This window comes from Curtobacterium sp. MCBD17_008 (assembly GCF_003234475.1).
Lineage (GTDB): Bacteria > Actinomycetota > Actinomycetes > Actinomycetales > Microbacteriaceae > Curtobacterium.
On sequence record NZ_QKTK01000006.1, the window covers coordinates 1 to 24000 of the forward strand.

Below are 24000 nucleotides of genomic sequence, written 5' to 3' on the forward strand. Positions count from 1 at the left end.
GGGCGGACGGGGCGGTCTGGGCGGACGGGGCGGTCTGGGCGGACGGGGCGGTGCCGTCGTCTGGAGTGTCCACGCCGCCGGCGTCCTCCGGTCGGTCGCCGATCCGTGTCCGGAGCATCCCGACGACGACGAGCAGGGCGGCGACGGCGGCGAGCCCGAGCCCTGCGACGGCGAGGCCGTCCTGGAACGCGCCCGAGCGGACGGCCGTCCACCCGGACGTGGTGATGCTCCCGGTGACGAAGGCGGCGACGACGGTCCCCGCCACGGCGACCGCGGCGCCCCCGGCGAGTTCACTCGAGGTGTCGACGAGAGCGGCACCGACCGAGGTGCGGTCCGCAGGCAGACCCGAGAGCACCGAAGCGCCGGCGACGACGCCGACGACCCGCATACCGGCGGCGACGAGCACGAGCGCGATGAGCACCCACACGTAGCCGAGGCGGCTCAGGGCGCCGAAGACGGCGAGGCCCGACACGACCGCGGCTGCGCTCGTCCACGCAGCCCGGCCGAGGCCGACCCGGTGGACGATCGGCCCGACGAACCTGCCGCCGGCCAGCAGGACGACGACCTGCGGCAGGGTCCCCAGCGCAGCCAGTGCCGGCGGCCACCCCCAGGCGAACTGCAGCTGCAGCGTCACGAGGTACGACAACCCGGCCACGGCGAGTCCTGACGCGGCCTTGAACGCGAGACCGCTGGACACCAGCGGTCGGGCGAGCAGGTGCAGGTCGATCAGCGGGTGCGGCGCCGTCCGTTCGCGGACGACGAAGCCCGCCGCTGCCACCGCGGCCAGGGCGAGGGTGGTCCACCCCCACGGGGAGGTGCTCCCCGGGTGGACGAGGAGGGTGGGCGTCACGAGCGCTGCCGTCACGGTGGCGGTGCCCAGCAGCCCGCCGATGACGTCGACCGGGTCGCGCCGGAGGGCTGACGCTTCGTCACGGGCGACCCCGAGTCGGATGCCGACGAGGGCGAGCAGCGCGATCGGCACGTCGGCCAGCAGCAGCACCTGCCACGGGGCGACGGCGAGGACGAACCCGCCGACCGTCGGGCCGACGGCCAGTCCGACGAGCCCCGCGGTCGAGATGACGGTGAGCGCCCGCACGCGGAGCCCCTCGTCGTCGAAGAGCCGGAACGCCAACGCCATCGACCCGGGGGTGGTCATCGCCGCGGCGATGCCCATCACGACGCGCACGGCGATGAGCTGCCCGGTCGTCGTGACCGCTGCGGTGGCGAAGCTCGCCACCGCGAGCAGGACGAGGCCGGACAGCATCACCCGGCGACGGCCGACACGGTCGGCCACGGCGCCGAACAGCAGCATGAGCCCGCCGAACGCGACCGAGTAGGCGCCCGACACCCACTGCAAGCCCGTCGTCGACGACCCCAGGTCGCGGCCGATGCTCGGCAGGGCGACGTTGAGCACGGAGTTGTCGAGCATCTCGAACAGGAACACCGACGAGAGACCCGCCAGTGCCACCCAGGCATCGGAGAGACGAGAGGGGCTGGGCGACACGGGGCACACTCCTTCGCGAGAAGAAGTGGCGACTCGTTCGATGCCGCGTGCTGGTGCGCCACACAGAGCAGCGCCTTTTACCTCAGTGATCGTGACCCTACACCGACGGAACGTCGGAGCGCCAGCCGGAGATGATCCACGTTGCCGCCCGCGACGAGTGCAGCCCAGAGCGCCGGGTCTGGTGGCGGATGGACGGCGGCGTGCCCTGCGATGGCACTGGCATGGTCCCGTACAGGGGCCGCGACGTGTACCGGCAGGGTGTGCCTGCCCGGTTGCCGATCGCCTATCGTGCTTCGACATGGACGACCACGCTGACGCTGCACAGTTCCTCTCCTCGCGCCGGGCCCGCATCAGCCCGGAGCAGGCCGGCATCCAGGTGTCCGGTGTGCGTCGCGTCCAGGGTCTCCGACGCGGTGAGGTCGCGACCATCGCCGGGGTCAGCCCTGAGTACTACGCCAAACTCGAGCGCGGTGCACTCGCCGGCGTCTCCGCGTCGGTGCTCGACGCCCTGGCTCGTGCGTTGCAGTTGGACGACGCCGAGCGTGCGCACCTGTTCCACCTCGCTCAGGCCGCCGACGGCACCGCCGCCGCCATGCGGCCTCGGCGGCGTCCCGCGAAGCAGTGGAAGCCACGCCCGGCGCTGCAGTGGGTGCTCGACAGCATCACTGCCCCGGCCATCATCCGGAACGGTCGCATGGACTTGCTCGCAGCGAACCACTTGGGTCAGGCCATGCACGCCGCCCTCTACGACGCCTACCCGGGGGAGACGCCGAACTTCGTCCGCTACACCTTCCTGCACGACGACAGCCATGGCTTCTACCCGAACTGGGACGTCGCCGCGGACACCGCCGTCGCGATCCTGCGGACGGAGGCCGGTCGCGACCCGCACGACAAGGCGTTGCAGGACCTCGTCGGGGAGCTCTCCACGCGGAGTGCCGATTTCCGGCAGCGGTGGGGCCGCCAAGACGTACGCCTCCACGGCGCGGGCAGCAAGCTGTTCCACCACGCCGTCGTCGGGGACCTCGACCTCGCGTACGAGAGCGTCGACATGCTCTCCGATCCCGGCCTGTCGATGACCATCTACGCAGCCGAACCCGGGTCCCCGACCGCGCACGCCCTCGAGCTGCTCGCGTCGTGGACCGCGGCCTCGGCGACGCGCACCGATTGATCCTTCCCGTCCCCGATCCGTCCTCGGCGGTGTGGGGTCCTCTCTCCGTACACCCCACACCAGGAACTCCCTCTTCTGCGCAGCCACCGCTTGAGTGGAGGACATGGCACCCCGCCCGGTGCCGTGTCCCCGAACAAGGAGCAGTCCCATGCGTGGAGTGGTCATGAACGCGCCCGGCGACGTCACCGTCGAAGAGCGCGAAGACCCGACGATCGTCGAGCCCACCGACGCCGTCATCCGGCTGGCAGCGACGTGCATCTGTGGTTCCGACCTGTGGCCGTACCGAGGCGCTGAGCCAGTGGACCACTGGCCGATGGGCCACGAATACGTCGGCGTGGTCGAGGAGATCGGTGCCGACGTCACGACCGTGCAGCCCGGCGACTTCGTCGTCGGGTCGTTCTGGGCCTCCGACAACACGTGCGAGATCTGTCAGGCCGGGTACCAGTCCTTCTGCACGCACCGGGTCCTGATGGGTACGATCGGCACGCAGTCCACGAAGGCACGCATTCCGCTCGCCGACGGCACCCTGGTGAAGACGCCCGGGCTGCCCGACGCTGACCTGATCCCGTCGCTGATGGCTGCGTCGGACGTGCTCGGCACCGGTTGGTTCGCCGCCGTCGCCGCCGAGGTCGGCCCCGGCAAGACCGTCGCGATCGTCGGCGACGGCGCGGTCGGACTCTGCGCGGTGATCGCGGCGAAGCAGCTGGGCGCTGACCGGATCATCGTCTCCAGTCGTCACGCCGACCGGCAGGCGCTGGCCCGCGAGTTCGGCGCCACCGACGTGCTCGAGGAGCGCGGCGACGACTTCATCGCCAAGGTGAAGGACCTGACCGACGGACTCGGCGCGCACAGCACGGTCGAAGCCGTCGGCACGCAGGGCGCCATGGACCAGGCCATCGGTGCCACCCGCCCCGGTGGGCACCTCGGCTTCGTCGGCGTTTCCCACGACCTGACCATCACGGGCGACACCTTGTTCGGGTGCGGGGTGAGCATCCACGGTGGCCCCGCGCCGGTGCGCCGCTTCCTGCCCGAGCTGATCCAGCTCATCTGGGACCGGGAGATCGATCCGGGCAAGGTCTTCGACCTCACCCTCCCGCTCGACCAGGCCGCCGAGGGCTACAAGGCCATGGACGAGCGTCGCGCCACGAAGGTGCTCCTCACCCTCTGACCGGCCACCAGCATCCCGAAGGAATCATCATGGAACACAGATCAGTGGCGCCCACGGCGCACGGCCCCGGCGCCACCTTCACCGGTGACGTGTGGGTGACCCCCATCACCGGGCCGACCGCGCCCTCCCGACTCACTGCCGCGCTGGTGCGCTTCACGCCCGGAGCTCGCTCCAACTGGCACTCCCACGACGTCGGACAGACGTTGCACGGCGTCGAGGGCAGCGGCTTCGTCGGCACCCGCGACGGGCGAGTGGTCCGGATCCGCGCGGGCGAGACCGTGTGGACCCCGCCTGGGGAAGAACACTGGCACGGTGCTGCCGACGACACCCTGATGGCGCACCTCGCCCTGCTGGACGTGAACGAGGACGGCTCCGACCCCACGCGTTGGCTCGAGCCCGTCACCGACGAGCAGTACCAGGCCGCGCACACGTCCGCAGGTACCACCCGATGAGCAACCAGCCCCGCCAGGTCGGCGGTGGTCGCCGCGCAATCGGCGACATCGCCCCGAAGCTCGCCGCCCTCACCGATGACGTGCTGTTCGACGACGTCTGGGACCGGCCCGGCCTCGCTGCCAGGGACCGCAGCCTCGTCACCGTGGCGGCGCTCATCGCCGGCGGCGACGCCGCACAGCTCCGGTTCCACCTCGGCCGAGCGCAGGAGAACGGCGTCACCGAGGAGGAACTGGTGGAGACGATCACCCACCCCGCCTTCTCCACGGGGTGGCCGAAGGCCATGACCGCCGCGAACGTCGTCCGCGACGTCTTCCACGACTAGGAGCATCATGCAGTACACCCATCTCGGCACCTCCGGCCTGGAGGTCAGCCGCATCACCCTCGGTTGTATGAGCTTCGGCACCCCGGGCACCCAGTTCGACTGGACGCTCGACGAGCAGGCCGCAGCCCCGTTCTTCCGACAGGCCGTCGAACTCGGCATCACCTTCTGGGACACGGCGAACGTCTACAGCCAGGGCACGTCGGAGGAGATCGTGGGCCGCGCCGTCCGCGAGTACGCCTCCCGTGAGCAGATCGTGCTCGCCACGAAGGTGTTCTTCCCGACCGGGCCGAACCCCGGCGACCGCGGCCTGTCCCGGAAGGCGATCATGCAGCAGATCGACGCCTCCCTCACCCGGCTCGGCACCGACTACGTCGACCTGTACCAGATCCACCGCTTCGACCCCACCACGCCGATGGAGGAGACGATGGAAGCGCTGCACGACGTCGTCAAGTCAGGCAAGGCGCGCTACATCGGGGCATCGTCGATGTGGGCGTGGCAGTTCGCGACCCTGCAGCACATCGCAGAACGCAACAGCTGGACGCGTTTCGTCTCGATGCAGGACCAGTACAGCCTCCTGCAGCGCGAAGAGGAGCGCGAGATGTTCCCGCTCCTGCAGTCCACCGGCGTGGGATCGATCCCCTGGGGGCCGCTGGCAGCGGGCATGGTCGCGCGTCCCTGGGACCAGACCGGCACCGGCCGCGGCACCGGCAAGGACGACGTCGACATGCACGGCGTCCCGCTCTTCACCGATCAGGACGAGGGCGTCGTGGATGCCGTCCAGCAGATCGCCGAACGCCGCGGCGTCTCGATGGCGCAGGTGGCCCTGGCCTGGGTCCTGCACAACCCCGTCGTCTCGGCACCCATCGTCGGCGCGACGAAGGAGCACCACCTCTCCGACGCCGCAGCGGCCGTGCACATCGAGCTCACCGACGACGAGGTGCACGCCCTCGAGCGGCACTACGCCCTGCGCCGACCGAGCTACTACCGCTGACCCCAGCGGCCCGGCGGGATCGCTCCCACCGGGCCGCCTCTTCCCCCGATCGAGAGGAACGACATGACGAACGACGCGATGACGGCGGCGCCTGCTGGGACTGCCGCACCGGAACGCATGCCATGGCTCAGCCTGTTCCTCCTCACCGCCATGGGGTTCGTGCTCGTCACCATGGAGACGATGCCGGCCGGGCTGCTCTCCGCGATCGCCAGCGGCCTCAGCACCAGCGAGAGCACCATCGGGCTGATGATCAGCGCCTACGCCCTCGGCACGATCGTCGTCACGGTCCCCGCGATCACCCTCACCCGCGGATTCCGCCGGAAGCCCCTGCTCCTCACCGCGATCACCGTACTGGCGCTGGGGAACACCCTCACCGCGCTGTCCGGGGTCGTGGCGCTCTCGCTCGCATCCCGCCTGCTCGCAGGAGCCGCCTCCGGGGTGGTCTGGGGCATGTTCGCCGCGTACGCCCGGAAGATCAGCCCACCGAGCCGTGCTGGCCTCTCGCTCGCCGTCGTGTCCGTGGGTGCGCCGCTCGGGTTCGCCCTCGGAACACCGCTCGGGTCCGCACTCGGCACCGCCTTCGGCTGGCGGTGGTCATTCGGCGGCCTGAGTGCCATCGGCGTGATCGTGCTGGTGCTGATCGTGGTCGTCGTCCCCGACGTCGAGGGACGATCAGCCGCCTCGCGCCTTCCCGTCCGACGCGTCATCAGCAAGCCCGGCGTCGCGGTCGTGCTCGCCGTCATCGCCGCCTGGATGCTCGGCCACAACACCATCTACACGTACATCGAGCCGTACCTGCGCGTCGCGGGGAACGGCATCGGGGTCGACGTGCTGCTGCTGCTCTACGGCATCGCCTCCGTCGTCGGTGTCGCGATCACCGGAGCCGTCATCGACCGCCACCCCCGGACCCTCCTCCACGCGAGCGTCCTCGTCTTCATCGCAGCCGCCGTCACCCTGCTCGCCGTGCACGCATCGGCCCCGGCGGTCGTCGTCGCCGCGGTGCTTTGGGGACTCGGTTTCGGAGGAGCGTCGACGCAACTGCAGACCGCCCTCACCGTCGCCGGCGGTGACGACGCGGACGTCGCCAGCGCGTTCCTGCCCGTCGCCTTCAACGTCGCGATCTTCGCCGCGGGCGTCGTCGGCGCCCTGCTCCTGACGGCGTTCGACGGGCTCGTGCTCCCCGCCACGATGACCGTCCTCGGCGTCGTCGCGTTCGTGCTCACGCTCGTCGGCCGACGCACCGCCTTCCCCGCGCGCTGGCCCGCCAGCGACGACGCGTAGGCCGCGCCACAGGGACAGGGGTGCTCCCGCAGGACTGCGGGAGCACCCCTGGACAGGAGTCGGCGGAGTCCCCCGTGGACTCAGCGCTTCAGGTTCGTGAGTTCCTGCAGCACCTCGTCCGAGGTGGTGATGATGCGCGCGTTCGCCTGGAAGCCGCGCTGCGCCACGATGAGGTTCGTGAACTCCTGCGACAGGTCGACGTTCGACATCTCGAGCGTGCCCGCCGCGAGGGAGCCGACGCCCGCAGACCCCGGGACGCCGACGGTTGCCTGGCCGGAGTTCGCCGTCGCGCGGTACCCCGACGCCCCGGTCTTCTCGAGGCCGGCCGGGTTGGCGAACGTGGCGAGGGCGATCCGTCCGACGGCCAGCGACGATCCGTTCGAGAACGTCCCCATCACGGTGCCGTCCTTCGAGATGGAGTAGCTCTGCAGCGACCCCGCCTCGTGGCCGTTCTGCGACGAGATCGACGCGGTGTTCAGCGCCGCGAAGCCGGTGAGCTGCGTCATGTCGACCGCGATGCCACCGACCTGCAGGGTGGCGCCGCGGGAGATCTTGCCGTCGGTGCCGAAGGCGATCGTCCCGGTGGCCGAGGTGCCCTGCCCGTTCGAGGCCGCGACGGACCAGCCGGTGGCCGTCTTCGTGTAGGCGAGCGAGAGGGTGTGCTTCGTCCCGTACTGGTCGAAGACGGTGGCGTCGCGGTTCAGGGTCTCCCCCACCGCGGTGTCGGACGGCAGGTTGCCGGACACGGTGGCGGCACTCGTCGCGGTGGCGGGCGCGGCGGCCTGCAGCGGCAGGGTGATGTCGGTGAGCTGCCCGCCGTCGTTCACGACGCCGTTGGTGGCGGAGTAGCCCTGCACGATCTTGCCGTCGGCGGTGACGAGGCGACCGTCGGCGTCGAAGTCGAACGCGCCGGCGCGGCTGTAGACGGTGTCGTTGCCGAGGCGGGTGACGAAGAAGCCGTCGCCGGAGATCATCAGGTCGGTCGCCTTGCCGGTGGCCTGCGCCGAGCCCTGGGCGAAGTTGGTCGAGACACCGGCGACCTGCACGCCGAGACCGATCTGCGCGGGGTTCGTGCCGCCGATGCCGGTCTGCGGGCCACCGGCACCCTGGGTCATCTGGGAGAGAGTGTCCTGGAACACGGTGGTCGAGGTCTTGAACCCGACGGTGTTCACGTTGGCGATGTTGTTGCCGGTGACGTCGAGCATCTGCTGGTGCGAGCGGAGGCCGGAGATGCCGGAGTAGAGCGAGCGGAGCATGGTGCGTCCCTTCGTGGACGAGGAAGCGGAGGAGGAGGGAGGGTCAGGAGCCGGAGGCGGTGGAGATACCGGAGATCACGTCGAGATCGACCTCCTTCCCGTTCACGGTCACGGTCGGCACGCTCTCGGCGTAGGACACCGCGGTCGCGGTCCCGGTGACGGCCTTGCCCGAGGTGGCGTCGGTGTAGCTGACCTGCTTCCCGACGAGGTTCGCGGCGGCCATGCGCATCTGCAACGAGAAGCCCTCGTTGGCCGTCGTGGTCTGGTTGGTGATCTGCTCCATCATCGCGAGCTGCGTCTGCTGGCTGATCATCTGGTTCGTGTCCATCGGCGACGACGGGTCCTGGTTGCGGAGCTGCGTCACGAGGAGCTTCATGAAGACCTCGGAGTCCATCGTCTGCGACCGCGAGGACGCCGTGTCGGCCGCGAGGGCGGCGGCCTGCGTGGCGGTGTCCACGGAGCCGGTGATCCCGTCGAGTGGCATGTCGTGTTCCTTGTCGTGGTGGCCGGTCAGGCGAGGACGTCGAGTCCCGCGGTGCGGACGGTGGTCGAGGCGGAGGGGAGGTCGGAGGCAGCGGTGAGGCGCGCCTCCCGGCCGGCCAGGCGGGGGTCGGTGCGGACCGGGTCCGGACCTGCTCCCCGGCGGCCGTCGCGGGCTCCGGCGTCGGCCGGGTCACCGCCCGGCCGGTTCTGGGCGGACAGGTCGAGGGTCGTGCCACCCGCGGCCTCGCGGCGCAGGTCGGGCAGGATCTGGCGGACGGCATCGCGCCCGGCGTCGGAGGCGGCGAACAGCTCGACGTGCATGCCGTGCCCCGTGACGTGGGCACGAACCGTGACCGGGCCGAGCGCGTCGGGCGTCAGCTGCACGGTCACGACGTGCTGACCGGGACCGGCGGCCGCGAGCGAGAACAGCGGTCGCGCGAGCTGCTGGGTGAGGGGCTGGTTCGGCGCTGCGGTGCCGGTGGGGGCGGCGGGTGCGGTTGCGCCGCTGGTCGACGCGGTCGACCCGGTGGTCGCCGGGGCGGCGAGCACGACCGGTGCGTCTGTTCCGGTCACGGCCGGGAGGCCCGTCCCGCCCTGGTCTGGAGCGGCTGCGCCCGCCGCGTGGCCGGGTCGAGCGGCGCCCGTCTGCGCGCCGTCGGCCGCCGCGCCGGCCATGGTCGGAGCGGGCATGGCCGGGGCCGCCAGCGCCGGAGTGGACAGCGCCGGGGTGGCCAGCGCCGGAGTGGACAGCGCCGGAGTGGACAGGGCGGGAGTGGCCGGTGCCGGGTCTGCCTGAGCGGGAGCGGACTGCCCGGTGGCCGACGGTGCCGTGGCGACCGGTGTCGGCGTACCGACCCCGCTGCCCGTCGCGCCCGCTGTCGAGCCGCTCGGGGAACCGGTGGCGGCGGCTGCCGGGACCGCGATGGCCGGGACCGCGCCCGTCGCGACCGCGGCGCCGGCGTCCGGGGATCCCACGGCGGCGATCGGTGCGGAGGGGCCCGAGGGCCGGCCGGTGCCGTCGGCCGTGGCGTCGTCGGCGGCACGAGTGGTCTCGCTGCCGGTCGAGGACCGGTCGGCGGCGGTGGCGGACGGTCCGGACGCGGGAGCGAGCGCTCCCGCCGTGTCGAAGCCGGTCGGAGCGGCAGCGACGGCGGCGGACGGACCGCCCGTCGTCACCGCGACGGTCTCCGGGCCGGCCGTGGTCGGCTGGCCGGGGTCTGCGGCGCCCGGGGTCCCTCCGATCGCCGCCGGGACCGGCGCAGCGGATGCGGGACCGGACTGCGTGCCCGACGCCACCGTCCCACTCGTCGGCACGACCGGGAGGGTCCCGCCGAGAGCGACCACACCGGCGTCGACGACCGACGGGTCGCCGGCGGGGGCTGTGGCGTCGGCGCTCGGTCGGGCGGCGGTGTCGGCCGACGACCGGCTCGCGGACGAGGTCCTGCCGTCCCGGGCCACACCGCGTTCGTCGGACCGCCCGGAGGCGAGCTGCGCGGCGGCGGTCGTCAACGCCAGTCCGAAGCCGGCAGCGGCGTCCGGCCTGCTGGTGCTCCGGCCACGGGACGCGTCGGCCCCCGGGGCGACTCCGGACGGCGGAGCGGTCACGGCGTTCATGCGGCGCTCCCGGCGAGGAGCGACTTGAGTGCCGCGGTCTGCAGGTCGGTCGTGCTCGGCATCCCCGCTGCACCGACCGTCGGGACGGACTTCGCGGCGGCAGCGGCTGCTGCCTCCTGGCCGGAGGGGACGATGCGCCGGATGGTGGCGATGTCGCCGTCCGAGTACCAGTTGTCGACGATCCGGACGTCCTTGCCGGGCCGCGGCGCGTGGAGGACCTTGCCGTCGCCCAGGTAGATGACGATGTGCCCCTCGCCCTTCGGGATGATGAGGTCACCGGGTTGCGCCTGCGCGAGCGACGGCACCGCGACGCCCATGTCGGCCTGGTCCGGCACGACGCGGGGCATGCTCACGCCGAGGTCCTTGAAGACGGTCTGCACGAGACCGGAGCAGTCCATGCCGGCCCGGGTCTCGCCGCCGAACACGTACGGGACGCCGAGGTACTGCTTCGCGGCGGCGACGACGTCGTCCCCGGTCGCGCCGCTGCCGGTCGCGATGGTGCCGTGCCCGGCGTCGACGGAGGTCGCGGGGGCGGCGGACGCGGCGGCCGTGCTCGCCGGAGCGGCGGGCGCCGCCGTGGCGGAGCCGGTGCCGGTACCCGTGGCGGTGGCCAGGGCGTCGGCGAAAGCGGACGAGGACGCGGCGGACGTCGGCACGGTGGTACCGCCCTGCAGCGTCTCGATCCGGCTGCGGATCTCACTGATCCGCGAGAGCACGGCGTCGATGCTCATCGGCTTCCCCCTTCGGTGCGGCGGCGCGCGGCGATCTCGTCGAGCGCGGTCTGTTCGGCACGCAGGTCCTCGGCGGCGACACGGCTGGTGTGCTGCCCCTCGAGCTTCTCCAGCCCGAGGGCGGACCGGCGTGCGGCGTTGTAGGTCTCCTGCGCCCGCTCGGCGTCGGCACGGCGGGACCGGACGACGGCGTCGAGTTCCTCGAGCATCCCCCGGGTCGCGGCACGGGCCGACGCGACGGCGCTGAGCGTCGCTGCGTCGGTCACCGTCTGCGGCTCGTCGTCGAGGGTGCGGCGTGCGGCCATCCGGGCGTCGGCGGCGTCGCGGACCCGTCCGTTCGCGTCGGCGAGGGACGCTGCGGCACGGTCCTGTTCGGCGTGGCGGAGGCGGAGGAGCCCGGCGAGCGGGAACCGGCGCGCCATCAGGACACGCTCCCGGACACGCCGAGCGTGCGGACGAGACCGGCCAGACGCTCCCAGGACCCTGCGGCGGTGACCTGCTCGGCCATGCCCTGCCGCAGGAACCCGTCGATGGCGTCCTGGTGGTCCACGGCGGCGTCCACGAGCGGGTTCGTCCCGCGCTGGTAGGCACCGACGTCGAGCAGGTCCTGGGCGCTGCGCCGCGCTGCCATGACCTTCCGCAGGGTGGTCGCGACCGCCCGCTGCTCGGGGGTCGTCACCTTCGAAGCCACGCGCGAGATCGACCCGAGCGCGTCGACGGACGGGAAGTGCCCGGTGACCGCGAGCTTGCGGTCGAGCACGACGTGTCCGTCCAGGATGCTGCGCGCCGCGTCGGCGATCGGCTCGTTGTGGTCGTCGCCGTCCACGAGCACGGTGTACAGCCCGGTGACGCTGCCGACCCGGTCGGTGCCGGCACGCTCGAGCAACCCCGCGAGCACGGAGAAGGTCGACGGCGGGTAGCCCCGGGTGGCCGGGGGTTCCCCGACCGACAGTCCGATCTCGCGCTGGGCCATCGCGACGCGGGTGAGCGAGTCCATCATGAGGACGACGTCCTGGCCGGCGTCGCGGAACGACTCCGCGATCCGGGTGGCGACGAAGGCCGCGCGCAGCCGCATGAGGGCCGGTTCGTCGGACGTCGACACGACGACGATCGACCGCGCGAGCCCCTCCGCGCCGAGGTCGTCCTCGAGGAACTCGCGCACCTCGCGGCCGCGCTCACCGACGAGGGCGATCACGTTGACGGCGGCGTCGCTCCCCCGCGCGATCATCGACAGCAACGAGGACTTGCCGACGCCGGAGCCCGCGAAGAGCCCCATGCGCTGCCCCCGCCCGACCGTCGTGAGTGTGTCGAGCACCCGGACGCCGAGCTGCAGCGGGGTGTCGATCCGGGTGCGCGCCATCGCGTTCGGCGTGTCGTGGTCGAGCGGGACCCACGCGTCGGTGTCCAGCGGCCCCCGGTCGTCGATCGGCCGTCCGAGCCCGTCGAGCACCCGCCCGAACAGGCCGGTCCCGGTCGGGACGAGGACGGGTCGCCCGGTCGACCGCGCCGGAGTGCCCGCGGTGATGCCGGTGAGCCGCCCGAGGGGCATGCAGCGCACGCCGGACGCGTCGGTCGCGACGACCTCGACGGCGGTCTGCTCGCCGCCCTCCGCCCCGACCGTGATGACCTCGCCGACACGGGCGTCGAGCCCGGCGATCGTCAGCCCGAGACCGACCGCGCTCGTCACGGTCCCGACGCGCTGCGGGCGGGCCGCGGCGACGGCCACGTCCAGACCGCGTGGCCGGAGCAGGGTCGCCGTCACCGGAGGACCCCGAGCGCGACGCGGGCGCGGGCGAGCGCTGCGTCGATCCGGGCGTCGAGGACGCCGTCCGGCAGGTCGACCACGGCGTCGCCGTCCCGCAGCGCGGGGTCGGCGACCACCGGGACCGGCAGGGTCACGTCGGCGAGCACGGCCGCGTCGGCCGGGCTCAGCCGCACCGCCGTCGCGACCGGCGCGTCCGCGGCCGCGAGGGCGCGTCGGACGGTCTCCTCGGCCGAGGCGGCGCGTCGGCCGGTCGGACCGCTGCCGTCGCCGTCCGGACGGGAGGCCCGGATCGCGGACCCGACGACGGCCTCGGCGAGGTCGACGGCCGCGGCGGCGACGGACTCCTCGGCGGCCGCCAGCACCGGTGCGACCCGGGCCTGCAGCGCTGCCGCGGCGCGGTCGAGGACGGCGACCCGTTCGGCGACGACGGCGTCGAGGGCCGCGAGGCGCGCCTCGTGCTCGGCGACGAGCCGTGCACGGAGCGCCTCCGTCTCGACCTGGGCGACCCGGAGACCGGCTGCGTAGCCGGCAGCGTGCCCACGGACGTCAGCGCTCGCGGCGCGGCGGGTGACCGCGGCGTCCGTGATGACCGGGAACGCGACCGGGGCGAAGGCGTCAGTCAACGAGCTCGTCCTCTTCGGCACGGTGCACCGTGATGACGCCCTGGGCCTCGAGCTCGCGGACGGACCGGACCACCTCGGCGCGGGCCTCCTCGACCTGCGACACCCGGACCGGGCCCATCGACTGCACCTCGTCGTCCAGGAGCTCGCGGTTGCGCTCGGACACGTTGGCGCGGATCGTCTCGACGACCGCGACCGGGGCGCCCTTCATGGCGGTGGCGAGGATCTTCGAGTCGATGCCGCGCAGGACCTGCTGGATGTCGCGCGACTCGAGCTTGACGATGTCCTCGAAGGTGAGCATGCGGGAACGGATGTCCTCGGCGAGCTCCGGGTCACGGGCCTCCAGGCCGTCGAGCACGGCCTTCTCGGTCGCGACGTCGGAACGGTTGATGATCTCGACGAGCGGCGCGATGCCGCCGACGACCTCGACGCTCTCGCGGGGCGAGACGACGGCACCGGCACGCGCACGGAGGACGCCGGCGACGATGCCCACCGACTCCGGGGTGGCGGTGCCCATGGTGGCGAACGACTGCGCGACGTCCGTCCGGACCCGCTCGTCCACGCCGGCGAGCACGGCGCTGGCCTGCCCCGGCTTGAGGTGCGCGAGGACCAGGGCGATGGTCTGCGGCAGCTCGCCCTCGAGCAGGGCGATCACCTGCCCGGGCTCGGCGTCGTCGAGGAACTCGAACGACTGACCGGCCAGGTTGGAGGCGAGACGGTCCATCACGCCGGCGGCGCGCTCGGCCCCGAAGGACGCCTCGAGCAGCCCGAGCGCGGTGTCCTTGCCGCCGCGGCGACCGGTGCGCCCGGTGCGGGTCAGGCGGTGGAACTCGCTGAGCGTGCGGTCGACGGTCTCGTCGTCGACGCGACGCATCCGCACGATCTCGGCCGAGATCTCCTCGGCCTCGAGTTCGGAGAACTGCTTCATCACCTCGGCGGCGCGCTCGGTCTCCATCTGCATGAGGATGAGCGCCACCTTCTGCGCGCCGGTCAGCTGCCGGTCGGTGCCGGGCGCGGGGACGACGGCGCTCACACCGACGCCCGGTCGTCGAGCAGCCCGCGGAGGAGCTCGGCCGTGCGCTTCGGGTCCCGCTCGGCGAGGGCGGAGATGTCCTGGCGCCGACGCTCGGCCGTGATCTCGTCGGTGGTGAGCACCTCCGTCGGAGCGTCCTCGACGGGCAGGGCCTGCAGGGCGACGGTCGGCGCGTCCCCGGCGTCCAGACCCGTGCGGTGGTCGGCCGGTTCGACGGCGAGCGGCAGCTGGAACGCATCGCCGAACGCGTCGAGCTCGCCGATGTCGACCTGCTCACGCTGCTGACGCCGGCTGCGGCGGGCGAGGAACACCATCACCGCGACGAGTGCCAGCACGACGCCGACGACGATGCCCGCCGTGCGGATCGCCGACCAGAGCGCTTCCTGCTCGTCCGCCTTCTGCTGCGCCTCGAGCGCCTTCGCCGCGTCGTCCGCGGCGCTCGTGTCGAAGTCCATCATCGCGACCTCGACCCGGTCGCCCCGCGCTGTGTCGATGCCGGCGGCGTTCGCGACCAGGTCGTTGATGCTCTGCAGGTTGACGCCCTGCACCGACGTCGCCCCGGAGTTGAGCGCGACCGAGATCGTCTGACGGTCCATCGCCCCGGCCGGGATCTGGGTGGTCTCGGTCGTCTTGTCGACCGCGTTGTTCTTCGTCGCCGACTCGTTCTGGTAGCCGCCGTCCGTCCCGGCGCCCGCGGTGCCGTTCGGCACGGCGATGTTGTCCGGACCGAGGACACCGGTGGCGTTCGCGCCGGCACCGGAGCCCGCGCCGTACTCCTCCTTCGTGGAGGACTCGTTGAGCGCGACGGGGCCGGTCGTCGGCGTCGTGTAGGACTCGGTCGTCCGGGTGCCGGAGTTGTCGCTCATCGTCGCGGAGACGACGACGCTCGCGTTGCCGGCGCCGAGCGTCGTGTCGAGCAGGTCCTGGATCTTCTTGCTCGTGGCGGCGTCGTAGTCGGCGGCCTGGTCGGTGCCCGAGCCGGTCGCGCCGGTGCCCACCGCGGACAGGGTCTGCCCCTTCTGGTCGACCACGGACACGTCGGTCGGCTGCATGCCCTCGACGGCGGCGCTCGTCAGGTGCACGATCGCCTGGACCTGGTCCGAGCCGAGCTCGGCACCGTTCTTCGTCGCGATGAACACCGACGCGGTCGGGTCCTTCTCCTCGTCGACGAACACGGACTTCTCCGGGATGGCGAGTTGGACGCTCGCGGTCTGCACGCCGTCCATCGCGGAGATGGTCTTGGCGAGCTCGCCCTCGATCGCCCGCTTGTACGTGACGTCCTGCTGGAACTCGGAGCTCGTCACGCCCATCGTGTCGAGCAGCGAGTAGCCGCCCTCGTTCGAGGACGGCAGCCCGTTCGACGCGGCCGCGAGTCGCTCCCCGTACACCTTGTCCTGCGGCACGAGGATCGTCGCCCCGCCGTCGGTGAGCTGGTACGGGACGCCGTCGGTGGTGAGCTGGTCGGTGATCGAGCTCGCGTCGGCGGCGGCCAGCCCGGTGAAGAGCGGCGCGTAGGACGGCTTGCCGAGCCACGACGCCAAGGCGATGCCCCCGAGCACGAGGGCGGCGATGCCGATGACGGCGATGGTCCGCTGCGCGGCGGTGAACCCCTTGACGTACGCGCCGAGCCGGCCGAGCACGCCCTGCATCCCCGCGGGCATCAGGCCTGCATCCGCATGATCTCGTTGAACGCGTCGACGCCCTTGTTGCGGACGGCGGCGACGAGTTCGAGGGTGACCTGCGCGCGGGTGGACGCGATGGTGGCGTCGTGGATGTCGTCGAGGTTGCCGGTGACCGCCTTGAGCGCGAGCGTCTTCGAGTCGCTCTGCAGCTGCTGCAGGCCGTCGACGGCCGACCCGAGGCTCGCGGCGAACCCGTCGCCGCCGTCGCTCGTGGTGCCGGACACGCTGGTCGCGGCGTTCGTCATCGCGTTGGTGGTCACACCGTTCACGGCGTCGATGGGCATCAGTTCTTCCCGATCTGCAGTGCCGCCTCGTAGGCGGTCTTGGCACGGTCGACCACGGCGGCGTTCGCCTGGTAGCCGCGCTGGGCCATGATGAGGTCCGCCATCTGCGTCCCGAGGTCGATGTCCGGCATGCGGACGTACCCCTCGGCGTCCGCGAGCGGGTTGTCCGGCTCGTAGGTCACGCGGCCGGCGGCGCTGCCGAACGCGGCGCCCTTCACGTACGCGCCGGACACGCCGTTGCCCTCCTGGACCTCGACGTACCGGGCCTGGAACGCGGAGTCGTCCATCGACCGGACGGTGTTGACGTTCGCGATGTTGTCGGAGATCGCGTCGAGCCACTTCCGGTGCACGGTCATGCCGGTGCTCGCGATGCCGATCGCGTCGAAGGTCGTCACGAGTTGGTCCGCATCGCCGTGCGGAGGCTCGTGGCCTCACCGCCGACCGCCTGCGTGGCGAACTGGTAGCGGAGCACGGTGTCGACGTTCGAGAGCGTCTCCTCGTCGAGGTTGACGTTGTTCCCGTTCGTGTTGGTCGGCTCGAGGCTCCGCGCGACGGACGGCGCGGTGTGGCCGTCTCCGTCGACGATGCTCTTCGCGAGCGCGTCCTCGAACCGGACCTTCTGCGCCCGGTAGCCGGTCGTGTTGATGTTCGCGATGTTGTCGGCGATCACACGCTGACGCATCGAGAGACCGTCGAGCGCGCTCTGCAGCGCAGCCGACGTCACGGAGTCGAACACGGAGGGGTCCCCTCGTCGGGCGTCGTCACCGAGGACGTCGCCGAAGCGGTGGTGGCCGATCCGTGGCCTGTCGTCGAGCGATCCGTGCTCGGGATGGCCTATCGGCGGGTCCGACGAGCCGTGTAAGCCGTCGCCCCGAACGGGGGGCCGACGGGTGCGTCAGGCGCTGGCGTCGAGGTACACGGAGCCGGACGGCAGCCGCGTGGCGTCGACGGCGCGCAGTGCGCCGAGGTGGTCGAGGGCGGTGCGGCGGGCGTCCTCGACGGCGACGATGCGGTCGCGCTGCGCGGCGAGCAGCCGGGAGGCGCGGCCCACCAGGTCGCGCGGGACCGGTCCCAGCCCGGTCGGTTCGGTCCACGGCTCGTCGGCGGTCGCGCCACCGTCGAGCGTCGCCTCGAGGGCGTCGAGCACCGCTTCCCAGCGGGCGCGCGAGACGTCGTCCGCGTCGGACGGACCCGCGCTGTCGGCCTCCGACTCAGGCGACACCGAGGGCCCCGCCGGCGGTCTGCTGCGGTGCGGCCGGGGTCGCCGGCAGCGAGGCGGCCGCGTCGTGCCAGGCCTGGCGGAGCGGCTCGAGGATCCGGATGCAGTCACGCGTGGCCTGCACGTCCCGGTGCACGTTCGCGGTGATGAGGGACGTCGACGCGTAGTTGTACACCGCGAGCAGTCCCTCGCCGCCGTCCCACACGTCGATCTTCAGCGTGGACGACAGCTCCCCCACGATCGCCTGCGCGTGCATGAGCTGGTCGCGGGCGGCGTCCCAGTCGGACGCCACCTGTGCGGTCTCGGCGCGGTGCAGGTCGAGCAGCAGTCGGTCGTAGAGCATCGTGACGAGCTGCGCCGGGGTCGCCGACAGGACCGCCTCGTTCGTGTACTGGGCACGGCGCTGCTCGGTCACCGAACGTGGCGTCGCTGCCTGCCGGAAGGCGGCCGCGCCGCTGAGGTCGTAGGCGTTCATGTCGGTTCTCCTGCGGCTCAGTTCGCGGACATCGACGCGAGCTGCCCGGCGAGCCAGCTCGACTGCGACTGCAGCTTGCTGAGGCTCGTCTCGAGCGCGGCGTACTGGGTCTGCAGCGTCGCCCGACGCATGGTCAGGCGGTCGTTCCACGAGTCGATCTGCGTGGTGAGGTCCTTGACCACGGACTGCTTGCCCGTGATCGCGGTGGTGATGGAGCCGGAGTACTTGTCGCTGGCGGTGGTGGCGGCGTCCGCGACGGCCTCCGCGACGCCGGACAGGATCGCCTGGGTCCCGGCGGGGTCGGCCGCGAGGGCCTTCTGGAAGGCGGCAGCGTCGAAGTCGAAGTCGCCGTCCTTCGAGATGACGATGCCGATGGAGGACGGGGACTTCCCGTTCACCGGTGTCGACATCGCGCTCGTCAGCCGTTGCACGGCCGAGCGGGTGGTCGCGTCGCCCAGCAGGACACCGGCGGTGGTGCTGGTCGTCCCGTTCGTCGGGCTGGTGGTGCTCGTCACGCCGGTGTTCGAGGCGTAGTAGGACGTGACGGCGTTCAGCGCGTCGACGAGTCCGGACGCCACGCCCTGCGCCTTCGTCGTGTCGCGGGCCACCGTGATCGTCACGGGCTCCGCGGACGCCTTCGAGACGGTGACGTTGACGCCGGGCAGCAGGTCGGTGAACGCGTTCGTCGCGCTCGTCACGGTCTGGGCGGCGGCGGAGCCCGCCCACAGCGTGACCGAGGCGTCGGCGGCCCGGGTCACGACGGCGGCGCCGGTCTCCGCGAACACGTCCGTCGCGGTCCCGGCCGTGACGTCGGCGGCGGTCCCCCGGTGCAGGGTGAAGCCGTTCGCCGCGCCGGTGGCGGTGCTCGTCAGTTGCAGGCGGTAGAGCTTCGTGCCGGCGGCGTCGGTGCCGGCGGCGACCTTCGTCGCGGTGACACCGGCGGTGGAGGCGTTGATCGCCGTCACGGTGTCGTCGAGCGAGCCCGTCTTCGGCGTGACCGTCGTGGTCGTGCCGTCGGGCTTCGTCAACGTCAGCGGCGACGCGGTGTCCCCCCAGGACGACATCGCGGCAGTGACACCCACCTGCGCGGCGGCGGTCTGCCCGACGGTGAACGAGACGGAACCGGGCGTGGCCGCCGCACTCGTCGACACGGTGGCGTTCGTCGCGCTCGACGTCGCCGTGTACAGGTCGAGCGAGCCGGCCTTCGCTGCGGCGGACGCCTTGGTCGCGAGCGACTGCACGAGCCCGTTGATCGTCTGCAGGGACGAGATGAACGAGTTGGTCGTCGTGACCTTCGCCTTGAGCAGGGTCTGCGGGACCTGCTCGATCGACATGAGCGAGTTGATGAGCTCGGACGTCTTCAGGCCGGAGACCAGGCCGTCGATAGCGAGCGAGGTGCTCGTCGCGGACGTGGTGGACATCGCGGGCTCCCCGGCGGTCGTCGGATCGAGGTGGTGGCGGACCGACCGCGGTCAGTCCGAGGGGGTGGGCGCCACCACCGAGGAGCACCCGAACGGCTCCTCGGTGGTGACGACCGGTGCGACTAGCGGAGCAGCGACAGGACGCCCTGCGTGCTCTGGTTCGCCTGCGCGAGCATCGACGTGCCGGCCTGGCTGAGGATGTTGTCGCGCGTGTACTTAACCATCTCCTCCGCCATGTCGACGTCGGTGATGCGGGACTTCGCCGCGGTGAGGTTCTCCTTGGCCACGTTCGTCACGTTGATGGCGTGGTCGAAGCGGTTCTGGATCGCACCGAGGTTGGAGCGGGCCGAGGAGACCTTGGCGATCTGCTCGTCGATCAGCTTGATCGACGCCTGGGCCTTGTCGGCGGTGTCGAAGGCGACGCCACCGGTGACGGGCGCACCAGCGGTGCCCGCCGCGACACCCGTGCCCGGCGCGGCGACGGCGACTGCGCCACCGTTGTTCGCCGTGACCGTGATGCCGGTGCCGGCGCCGTTCGCGTCCTTGTCCACCGTGACGGTGAAGTTCGCCGCGAAGGCGGTGTCGGCCTTGAGGGCGTCGGCGTACTCCTGCACGCTGTCGAACGAGCCCGCGGCACCGAGGTTGCCCGTGGTGACGCTGGTCGTCTCGCCGCCCTTCGTGACCTCGAACGTCGCCGCGCCGGCCAGGGCCGCCACGTCGGCGATGACGAACTTCGTCCCGGTACCGGTGCTGCCACCGTTCAGGTTGTCGACGATGTTCTGGACGTTGGCACCGGACAGGTCGACCGCGATCTGGCTGTCGGTGCCGGCGTTCGCGCCGACCTGGAACTTCAGCGTCGCGTTGCTGTTGAGCAGCGAGGTGCCGTTGAAGTTGGTGGACGACGCGATGCGGCCGAGCTCCTTCTGGAGCTGGTCGGACTCGGTCTTGATCGCCGCACGCGACGTGTCGTTGTTCGAGTCGTTGCCGGCCTGGACGGCCAGGTCGCGCATGCGCTGGAGGATCGAGTGGGTCTCGGTGAGGCCACCTTCAGCGGTCTGCACGACGGAGATGCCGTCCTGCGCGTTGCGGGCGGCGACCGTGAGGCCACCGACCTGCGACTTCAGGCCCTCGGAGATCGACAGACCGGCAGCGTCGTCGGCAGCACGGTTGATGCGGAGGCCGCTCGAGAGCTTCTCGAGGGACTTCGACAGGTCGTTCTGCGTCGCGTTGAGGTTCCGGTACGTGTTGAGTGCCGAGAGGTTGGTGTTGATGGACATACCCATGGTGTGTTCCTCCGTGAAACTGGGCCGATCGTCAGCCCGTCCGTGGGCTGACATGTGCTCCTCTCGACCGATCGGCCGGAGGCGTTAGGCGATCCGTCGGACGATTTCCCGCCCGGCGGACCGCCGGACGGTCAACTGGCCGCGACCCGGCCGAGCGGGGCGGCGTCGTGCACCGCGCGGGCGACCCCGGCGGCGGCGTTCGTGGCGACGCGGGCGAGGTACGCGCTCCGGCGGGCGGCCGTGGTGCGCGAGGCGGGCTCGGGCGTGACTCCGTCGTCGCCGTAGTGCGCGGCGAGTCCGTCGCGGAGCAGCCGCATCGCCTCGGACCGCTGCTGGGAGACGGCGGAGTGCGTGATGCCGAGCTCGGTGGCGACGTCCGTGACGGTGCGGTCGCCGAAGTAGACGGCCTCGACGATGAGGCGCATGCGGTCGGGCAGCGCCAGGACGGCGGCGCGCAGGTACCGGCGCTTCTCGGCCTCGAGCAGGTCCTCACCCGGCAGCGGGAGGTCGGCGGCGACCGTGTCGTGCACCGTCTCGTCGATCGGGGTGATCGTCCGCGCCGCGTCGGTGAGCGCGTCGACCGCGGTCTGCCGGTCGACGCCCATCGCGTCGGCGATCTCCTGCGGCGTGACGCTCCGACCGAGACCGGCGGAGAGGGCCTCCTGCGTCGCGAGCGTCTCGCGGATGCGCTTACGGGTGCCACGGCTGGCCCAGTCGCCGGCGCGGAGGTCGTCGGCGATCGCGCCGGTGATGCGGGTCCGGGCGTAGGCGCCGAAGGGGACGCCGAGGGTCGGGTCGAACGCGTCGGCTGCCTGCACGAGGGCGACGGAGCCGACCTGTGCGAGGTCGTCGCGGCTGAGGTGGGTGGCGCGTGCGCAGGTCTCGGCGACGATGTAGCCGACGAGCGGCAGGTGCTCGACGATCATCGCGTTGCGTGCGTTCCGGTCCATGGTGTTCCCCTGGTCGTCCTGGTTCGGCTGACCCGTCCGTGGGCATGACGACCACCGGCGTCGGGACCGCCGGAGTACGTCGAAGAACCGCGCGGATCCGTCCTCGCGGTGCACCCGCGCCCTGGGCGCGACCTGGGGGTTGTCCCCCGGTGCTGCTTCCGAACCTATCGGCTGTGCAGGGGCTGAACGAGTGCCTGTCCGTACCCAGTGCGGGGGTGGGCGCCGCACACGCCGGTCCGCCCTTCTGCGGACACGGTCCGCCCGTGTCCCCCGATCGGCGGACCGGGCGCGCGCTGCTTACGCCGGGACCGACGGCGTCGATAACCCCTGGAGACCGCACCCGGCGGTCGATCCGATCCCGGAGGGGGCTGATGAGCGTGAACGACCTGTCCGCCGTCCTGTGGCGTGAACGCGAACTGCTCGAGCTGCTCACGTTCAAGCTCGAGGAGGAACAGCTCATCCTCGCCGCCGGGCGCTCCCGCTGGGTGTCGCACGCCAGCCGCGAGGTCGAGCAGGTCCTCGACCGCCTGCGCAGCACCGGTCTCGAACGCAGCGCCCAGAGCGCCGCCGTCGCCGAGGAGTGGGGCGTGTCCTCGGACGCACCGTTGCGCGAGGTCGTCGCCGCCGCGCCGTCCGGACCCTGGAGCGAGATCCTCGCCTCCCACCTCGCCGCCATGCTCGAACTGACCACGCGCATCGGCGCCCTGCGCGACGAGAACGACCGCTTCCTCCGCATCGCCGCCCAGGCGACGCAGGAGACGCTCGCGGGCACGGTCGCCGACGCGGACACGTACGACGCGACCGGCTCCTCGGGCGCCAACCCGGACGGCGCCCGCCTGTTCGACGGGAACCTCTGACCATGGTGAGCACCTTCGGATCGCTCCAGACCGCCTACTCCGGGCTCGCCGCGGCCCGTGCCGGCCTCGACGTCACCGGCCAGAACATCGCCAACGCCGGGACGACCGGCTACACCCGGCAGCGCCTCGTGCAGACCGAGGTCGGCGCACCGGCACAGACCGGCTTCCTCCGCGGCACCGCGGCCCTCGCCGGCCAGGGCGTGTCGGTCGACGCCATCGCCCGTCTGGCGACCGCCACCCTCGACACCCGCGTCCGGCTCTCCGCCGGCGCCGCCGCCTCCGCCGACACCCGCGCGACCGCCCTCGACCAGCTCGAGACCGGGCTGCACGAGCCGGGCGCCGACGGGCTCTCCGCGAAGCTCGACGGGCTCTGGTCCGCCTGGAGCGACCTCGCGACCCACATCGACGACCCGGGTGCCGCGAGCGCGCTGCTCGGCGCCGCGAAGACCGTCGCCACGGCCCTCTCCGCCGGGTCGAAGAGCGTCGACGCGCAGTGGACCGCGACCCGGTCCACCGTCGCCACGCAGGTCACCCGGCTCAACGACGCCGCCGCGCAGATCGCCGACCTCAACGGGCAGATCCGGTCGACGGTGGCGTCGGGCGGGAACGCGAACGAACTCCTCGACCGACGCGACCAGCTCACCGAGTCGATCGCGACGCTGACCGGAGCCACCGTCCGCGACAACGGCGACGGCACGGTCGACGTCGTCATCGGCGGGAACGCGCTGGTGCAGGGCACCTCCGCCCGCGCCGTCGCCCTCGCCGGTGCCGGCTCGTTGGCCGACACCCGCAGCGGTTCCGGCGCACCGGCTCTGTCCTGGGTCGGCGGCTCCGCGGGTCCGGTCGCCCTCGACGGCGGGTCGATCGCGGGTGGGCTGTCCCTGCTCGCGCCCGCGAACGGCGCACGGACGGGTGGTGCCCTCGCCGAGGCCGCCGCCGCGTACGACGCCGTCGCCACGGACCTCGCGACGTCGGTGAACGCCCTGCACGCCACCGGCACCACGCCGTCCGGGGCCACCGGCAGCCCGTTCTTCGCCCTCGCCGCCGGTGTCCCCGCGGCCCAGGGGCTGTCCGTCGTCCCGACGGACGCGAGTGGACTCGCCACCCGGAGCGCCACCGGGCAGTTCGACGCCTCGGTGCTGACGGCCATCGCGGCGGTCGGCGACCGTGCCGGAGGTCCCGACGCGACCTGGGCGACCTTCGTGACGGGCGTGGGCAGTGCCTCCCGGACGGCGACGTCGGAGGCGACGCTCACCGGGCTCGCCCTCACCAACGCGCGCACCCAGCAGCAGTCGAGCGCCGGCGTCGACATGGACGAGGAGAACGTGTCCCTGCTCGCGTACCAGCACGCCTACCAGGGCGCGGCACGCGTCCTGACCGCCGTCGACGAGATGCTCGACACCATCATCAACCGCCTCGGCCTCGTCGGGAGGAGCTGAC

General features: G+C 72.3%; 26 protein-coding genes. 8 read left to right on the plus strand and 18 right to left on the minus strand.

Annotated elements, in window-relative coordinates:
- On the minus strand, positions 1 to 1504 hold a 1504-nt coding region (locus DEI95_RS07235; protein WP_309146531.1), incomplete at its 3' end, for an MFS transporter.
- Between the two features lie 298 nt (positions 1505 to 1802).
- Between DEI95_RS07235 and DEI95_RS07240 the strand changes: the two genes are divergently transcribed.
- The 6 genes from DEI95_RS07240 (at position 1803) to DEI95_RS07265 (ending at position 6887) form a co-directional block, all read left to right on the plus strand.
- Positions 1803 to 2672, plus strand: coding sequence for a helix-turn-helix transcriptional regulator (locus DEI95_RS07240; protein WP_110825499.1), 870 nt, complete (start codon positions 1803 to 1805; stop codon positions 2670 to 2672).
- 148 nt (positions 2673 to 2820) lie between these two features.
- Positions 2821 to 3840, plus strand: coding sequence for a zinc-dependent alcohol dehydrogenase family protein (locus tag DEI95_RS07245; RefSeq protein ID WP_111059819.1), 1020 nt, complete (start codon positions 2821 to 2823; stop codon positions 3838 to 3840).
- Positions 3841 to 3869: 29 nt separating this feature from the next.
- Positions 3870 to 4292 carry a cupin domain-containing protein gene (locus DEI95_RS07250; RefSeq protein ID WP_111059820.1) on the plus strand — a complete coding sequence of 141 codons (423 nt, stop codon included), beginning with the start codon at positions 3870 to 3872 and terminating at the stop codon, positions 4290 to 4292.
- Positions 4289 to 4615: a carboxymuconolactone decarboxylase family protein gene (locus DEI95_RS07255; RefSeq protein ID WP_111059821.1), complete on the plus strand. Its 327-nt coding sequence runs from the start codon at positions 4289 to 4291 to the stop codon at positions 4613 to 4615. Before DEI95_RS07250 ends, DEI95_RS07255 begins: the two co-directional genes overlap by 4 nt.
- Positions 4616 to 4622: 7 nt before the next feature.
- Positions 4623 to 5606, plus strand: coding sequence for an aldo/keto reductase (locus DEI95_RS07260; protein ID WP_111059822.1), 984 nt, complete (start codon positions 4623 to 4625; stop codon positions 5604 to 5606).
- A 117-nt stretch (positions 5607 to 5723) separates the two neighbouring features.
- On the plus strand, positions 5724 to 6887 hold the full coding sequence (locus DEI95_RS07265) for an MFS transporter (protein WP_220036632.1): 1164 nt from the start codon (positions 5724 to 5726) through the stop codon (positions 6885 to 6887).
- A gap of 80 nt (positions 6888 to 6967) precedes the next feature.
- Here DEI95_RS07265 and DEI95_RS07270 read toward each other — a convergent pair whose 3' ends face one another.
- From DEI95_RS07270 to DEI95_RS07350, 17 genes are all read right to left on the minus strand, one after another.
- Positions 6968 to 8143 (minus strand): flagellar hook protein FlgE, encoded by a 1176-nt coding sequence (locus tag DEI95_RS07270; RefSeq protein WP_111059824.1) that lies wholly within the window; start codon positions 8141 to 8143, stop codon positions 6968 to 6970.
- 43 nt (positions 8144 to 8186) lie between these two features.
- A complete protein-coding gene (locus DEI95_RS07275; protein ID WP_110889747.1) occupies positions 8187 to 8627 on the minus strand; it encodes a flagellar hook assembly protein FlgD in 441 nt (146 codons plus the stop codon).
- Positions 8628 to 8653: 26 nt separating this feature from the next.
- Positions 8654 to 10240: a flagellar hook-length control protein FliK gene (locus DEI95_RS07280; RefSeq protein WP_111059825.1), complete on the minus strand. Its 1587-nt coding sequence runs from the start codon at positions 10238 to 10240 to the stop codon at positions 8654 to 8656.
- Positions 10237 to 10971: a C40 family peptidase gene (locus DEI95_RS07285; RefSeq protein ID WP_111059826.1), complete on the minus strand. Its 735-nt coding sequence runs from the start codon at positions 10969 to 10971 to the stop codon at positions 10237 to 10239. The genes DEI95_RS07280 and DEI95_RS07285 overlap by 4 nt, the downstream gene beginning before the upstream one ends.
- Positions 10968 to 11393 carry a flagellar FliJ family protein gene (locus DEI95_RS07290; RefSeq protein WP_110825491.1) on the minus strand — a complete coding sequence of 142 codons (426 nt, stop codon included), beginning with the start codon at positions 11391 to 11393 and terminating at the stop codon, positions 10968 to 10970. Before DEI95_RS07290 ends, DEI95_RS07285 begins: the two co-directional genes overlap by 4 nt.
- Positions 11393 to 12733, minus strand: coding sequence for a FliI/YscN family ATPase (locus DEI95_RS07295; protein WP_110889744.1), 1341 nt, complete (start codon positions 12731 to 12733; stop codon positions 11393 to 11395). The genes DEI95_RS07290 and DEI95_RS07295 overlap by 1 nt, the downstream gene beginning before the upstream one ends.
- Positions 12730 to 13359 (minus strand): hypothetical protein, encoded by a 630-nt coding sequence (locus DEI95_RS07300; protein ID WP_111059827.1) that lies wholly within the window; start codon positions 13357 to 13359, stop codon positions 12730 to 12732. The genes DEI95_RS07295 and DEI95_RS07300 overlap by 4 nt, the downstream gene beginning before the upstream one ends.
- Entirely contained in the window at positions 13352 to 14389 is a 1038-nt protein-coding gene (gene fliG, locus DEI95_RS07305) for a flagellar motor switch protein FliG (protein WP_110825488.1), read from the minus strand. Before fliG ends, DEI95_RS07300 begins: the two co-directional genes overlap by 8 nt.
- A complete protein-coding gene (fliF, locus tag DEI95_RS07310) occupies positions 14386 to 16050 on the minus strand; it encodes a flagellar basal-body MS-ring/collar protein FliF (protein ID WP_110900063.1) in 1665 nt (554 codons plus the stop codon). The genes fliG and fliF overlap by 4 nt, the downstream gene beginning before the upstream one ends.
- Complete coding sequence (fliE, locus tag DEI95_RS07315) at positions 16050 to 16355, minus strand: flagellar hook-basal body complex protein FliE (protein WP_110825486.1); 306 nt, start codon at positions 16353 to 16355, stop codon at positions 16050 to 16052. The genes fliF and fliE overlap by 1 nt, the downstream gene beginning before the upstream one ends.
- Positions 16355 to 16750, minus strand: a complete 396-nt coding sequence (locus DEI95_RS07320) for a flagellar basal body rod protein FlgC (RefSeq protein ID WP_258365955.1) — start codon at positions 16748 to 16750, stop codon at positions 16355 to 16357. Before DEI95_RS07320 ends, fliE begins: the two co-directional genes overlap by 1 nt.
- Positions 16747 to 17091 carry a flagellar basal body protein gene (locus DEI95_RS07325; RefSeq protein ID WP_110825485.1) on the minus strand — a complete coding sequence of 115 codons (345 nt, stop codon included), beginning with the start codon at positions 17089 to 17091 and terminating at the stop codon, positions 16747 to 16749. Before DEI95_RS07325 ends, DEI95_RS07320 begins: the two co-directional genes overlap by 4 nt.
- Positions 17092 to 17250: 159 nt before the next feature.
- The gene (locus tag DEI95_RS07330) at positions 17251 to 17577 is read right to left on the minus strand and encodes a hypothetical protein (RefSeq protein ID WP_111059828.1); all 327 of its coding nucleotides are present in this window, start codon (positions 17575 to 17577) and stop codon (positions 17251 to 17253) included.
- Positions 17567 to 18049, minus strand: a complete 483-nt coding sequence (gene fliS / locus DEI95_RS07335; protein WP_111059829.1) for a flagellar export chaperone FliS — start codon at positions 18047 to 18049, stop codon at positions 17567 to 17569. Before fliS ends, DEI95_RS07330 begins: the two co-directional genes overlap by 11 nt.
- A 17-nt stretch (positions 18050 to 18066) precedes the next feature.
- Entirely contained in the window at positions 18067 to 19470 is a 1404-nt protein-coding gene (gene fliD / locus DEI95_RS07340; protein ID WP_111059830.1) for a flagellar filament capping protein FliD, read from the minus strand.
- 122 nt (positions 19471 to 19592) lie between these two features.
- Complete coding sequence (locus DEI95_RS07345; RefSeq protein WP_110825481.1) at positions 19593 to 20753, minus strand: flagellin; 1161 nt, start codon at positions 20751 to 20753, stop codon at positions 19593 to 19595.
- Positions 20754 to 20884: 131 nt separating this feature from the next.
- Positions 20885 to 21703 carry a sigma-70 family RNA polymerase sigma factor gene (locus DEI95_RS07350; RefSeq protein ID WP_110825534.1) on the minus strand — a complete coding sequence of 273 codons (819 nt, stop codon included), beginning with the start codon at positions 21701 to 21703 and terminating at the stop codon, positions 20885 to 20887.
- A 371-nt stretch (positions 21704 to 22074) separates the two neighbouring features.
- Here DEI95_RS07350 and DEI95_RS07355 point away from each other — a divergent pair, with 371 nt between their 5' ends.
- Positions 22075 to 22560 (plus strand): flagellar protein FlgN, encoded by a 486-nt coding sequence (locus DEI95_RS07355; RefSeq protein WP_110825480.1) that lies wholly within the window; start codon positions 22075 to 22077, stop codon positions 22558 to 22560.
- A gap of 2 nt (positions 22561 to 22562) precedes the next feature.
- Positions 22563 to 23999 carry a flagellar hook-associated protein FlgK gene (gene flgK / locus DEI95_RS07360; RefSeq protein ID WP_181436229.1) on the plus strand — a complete coding sequence of 479 codons (1437 nt, stop codon included), beginning with the start codon at positions 22563 to 22565 and terminating at the stop codon, positions 23997 to 23999.
- Position 24000: the final 1 nt, after the last annotated feature.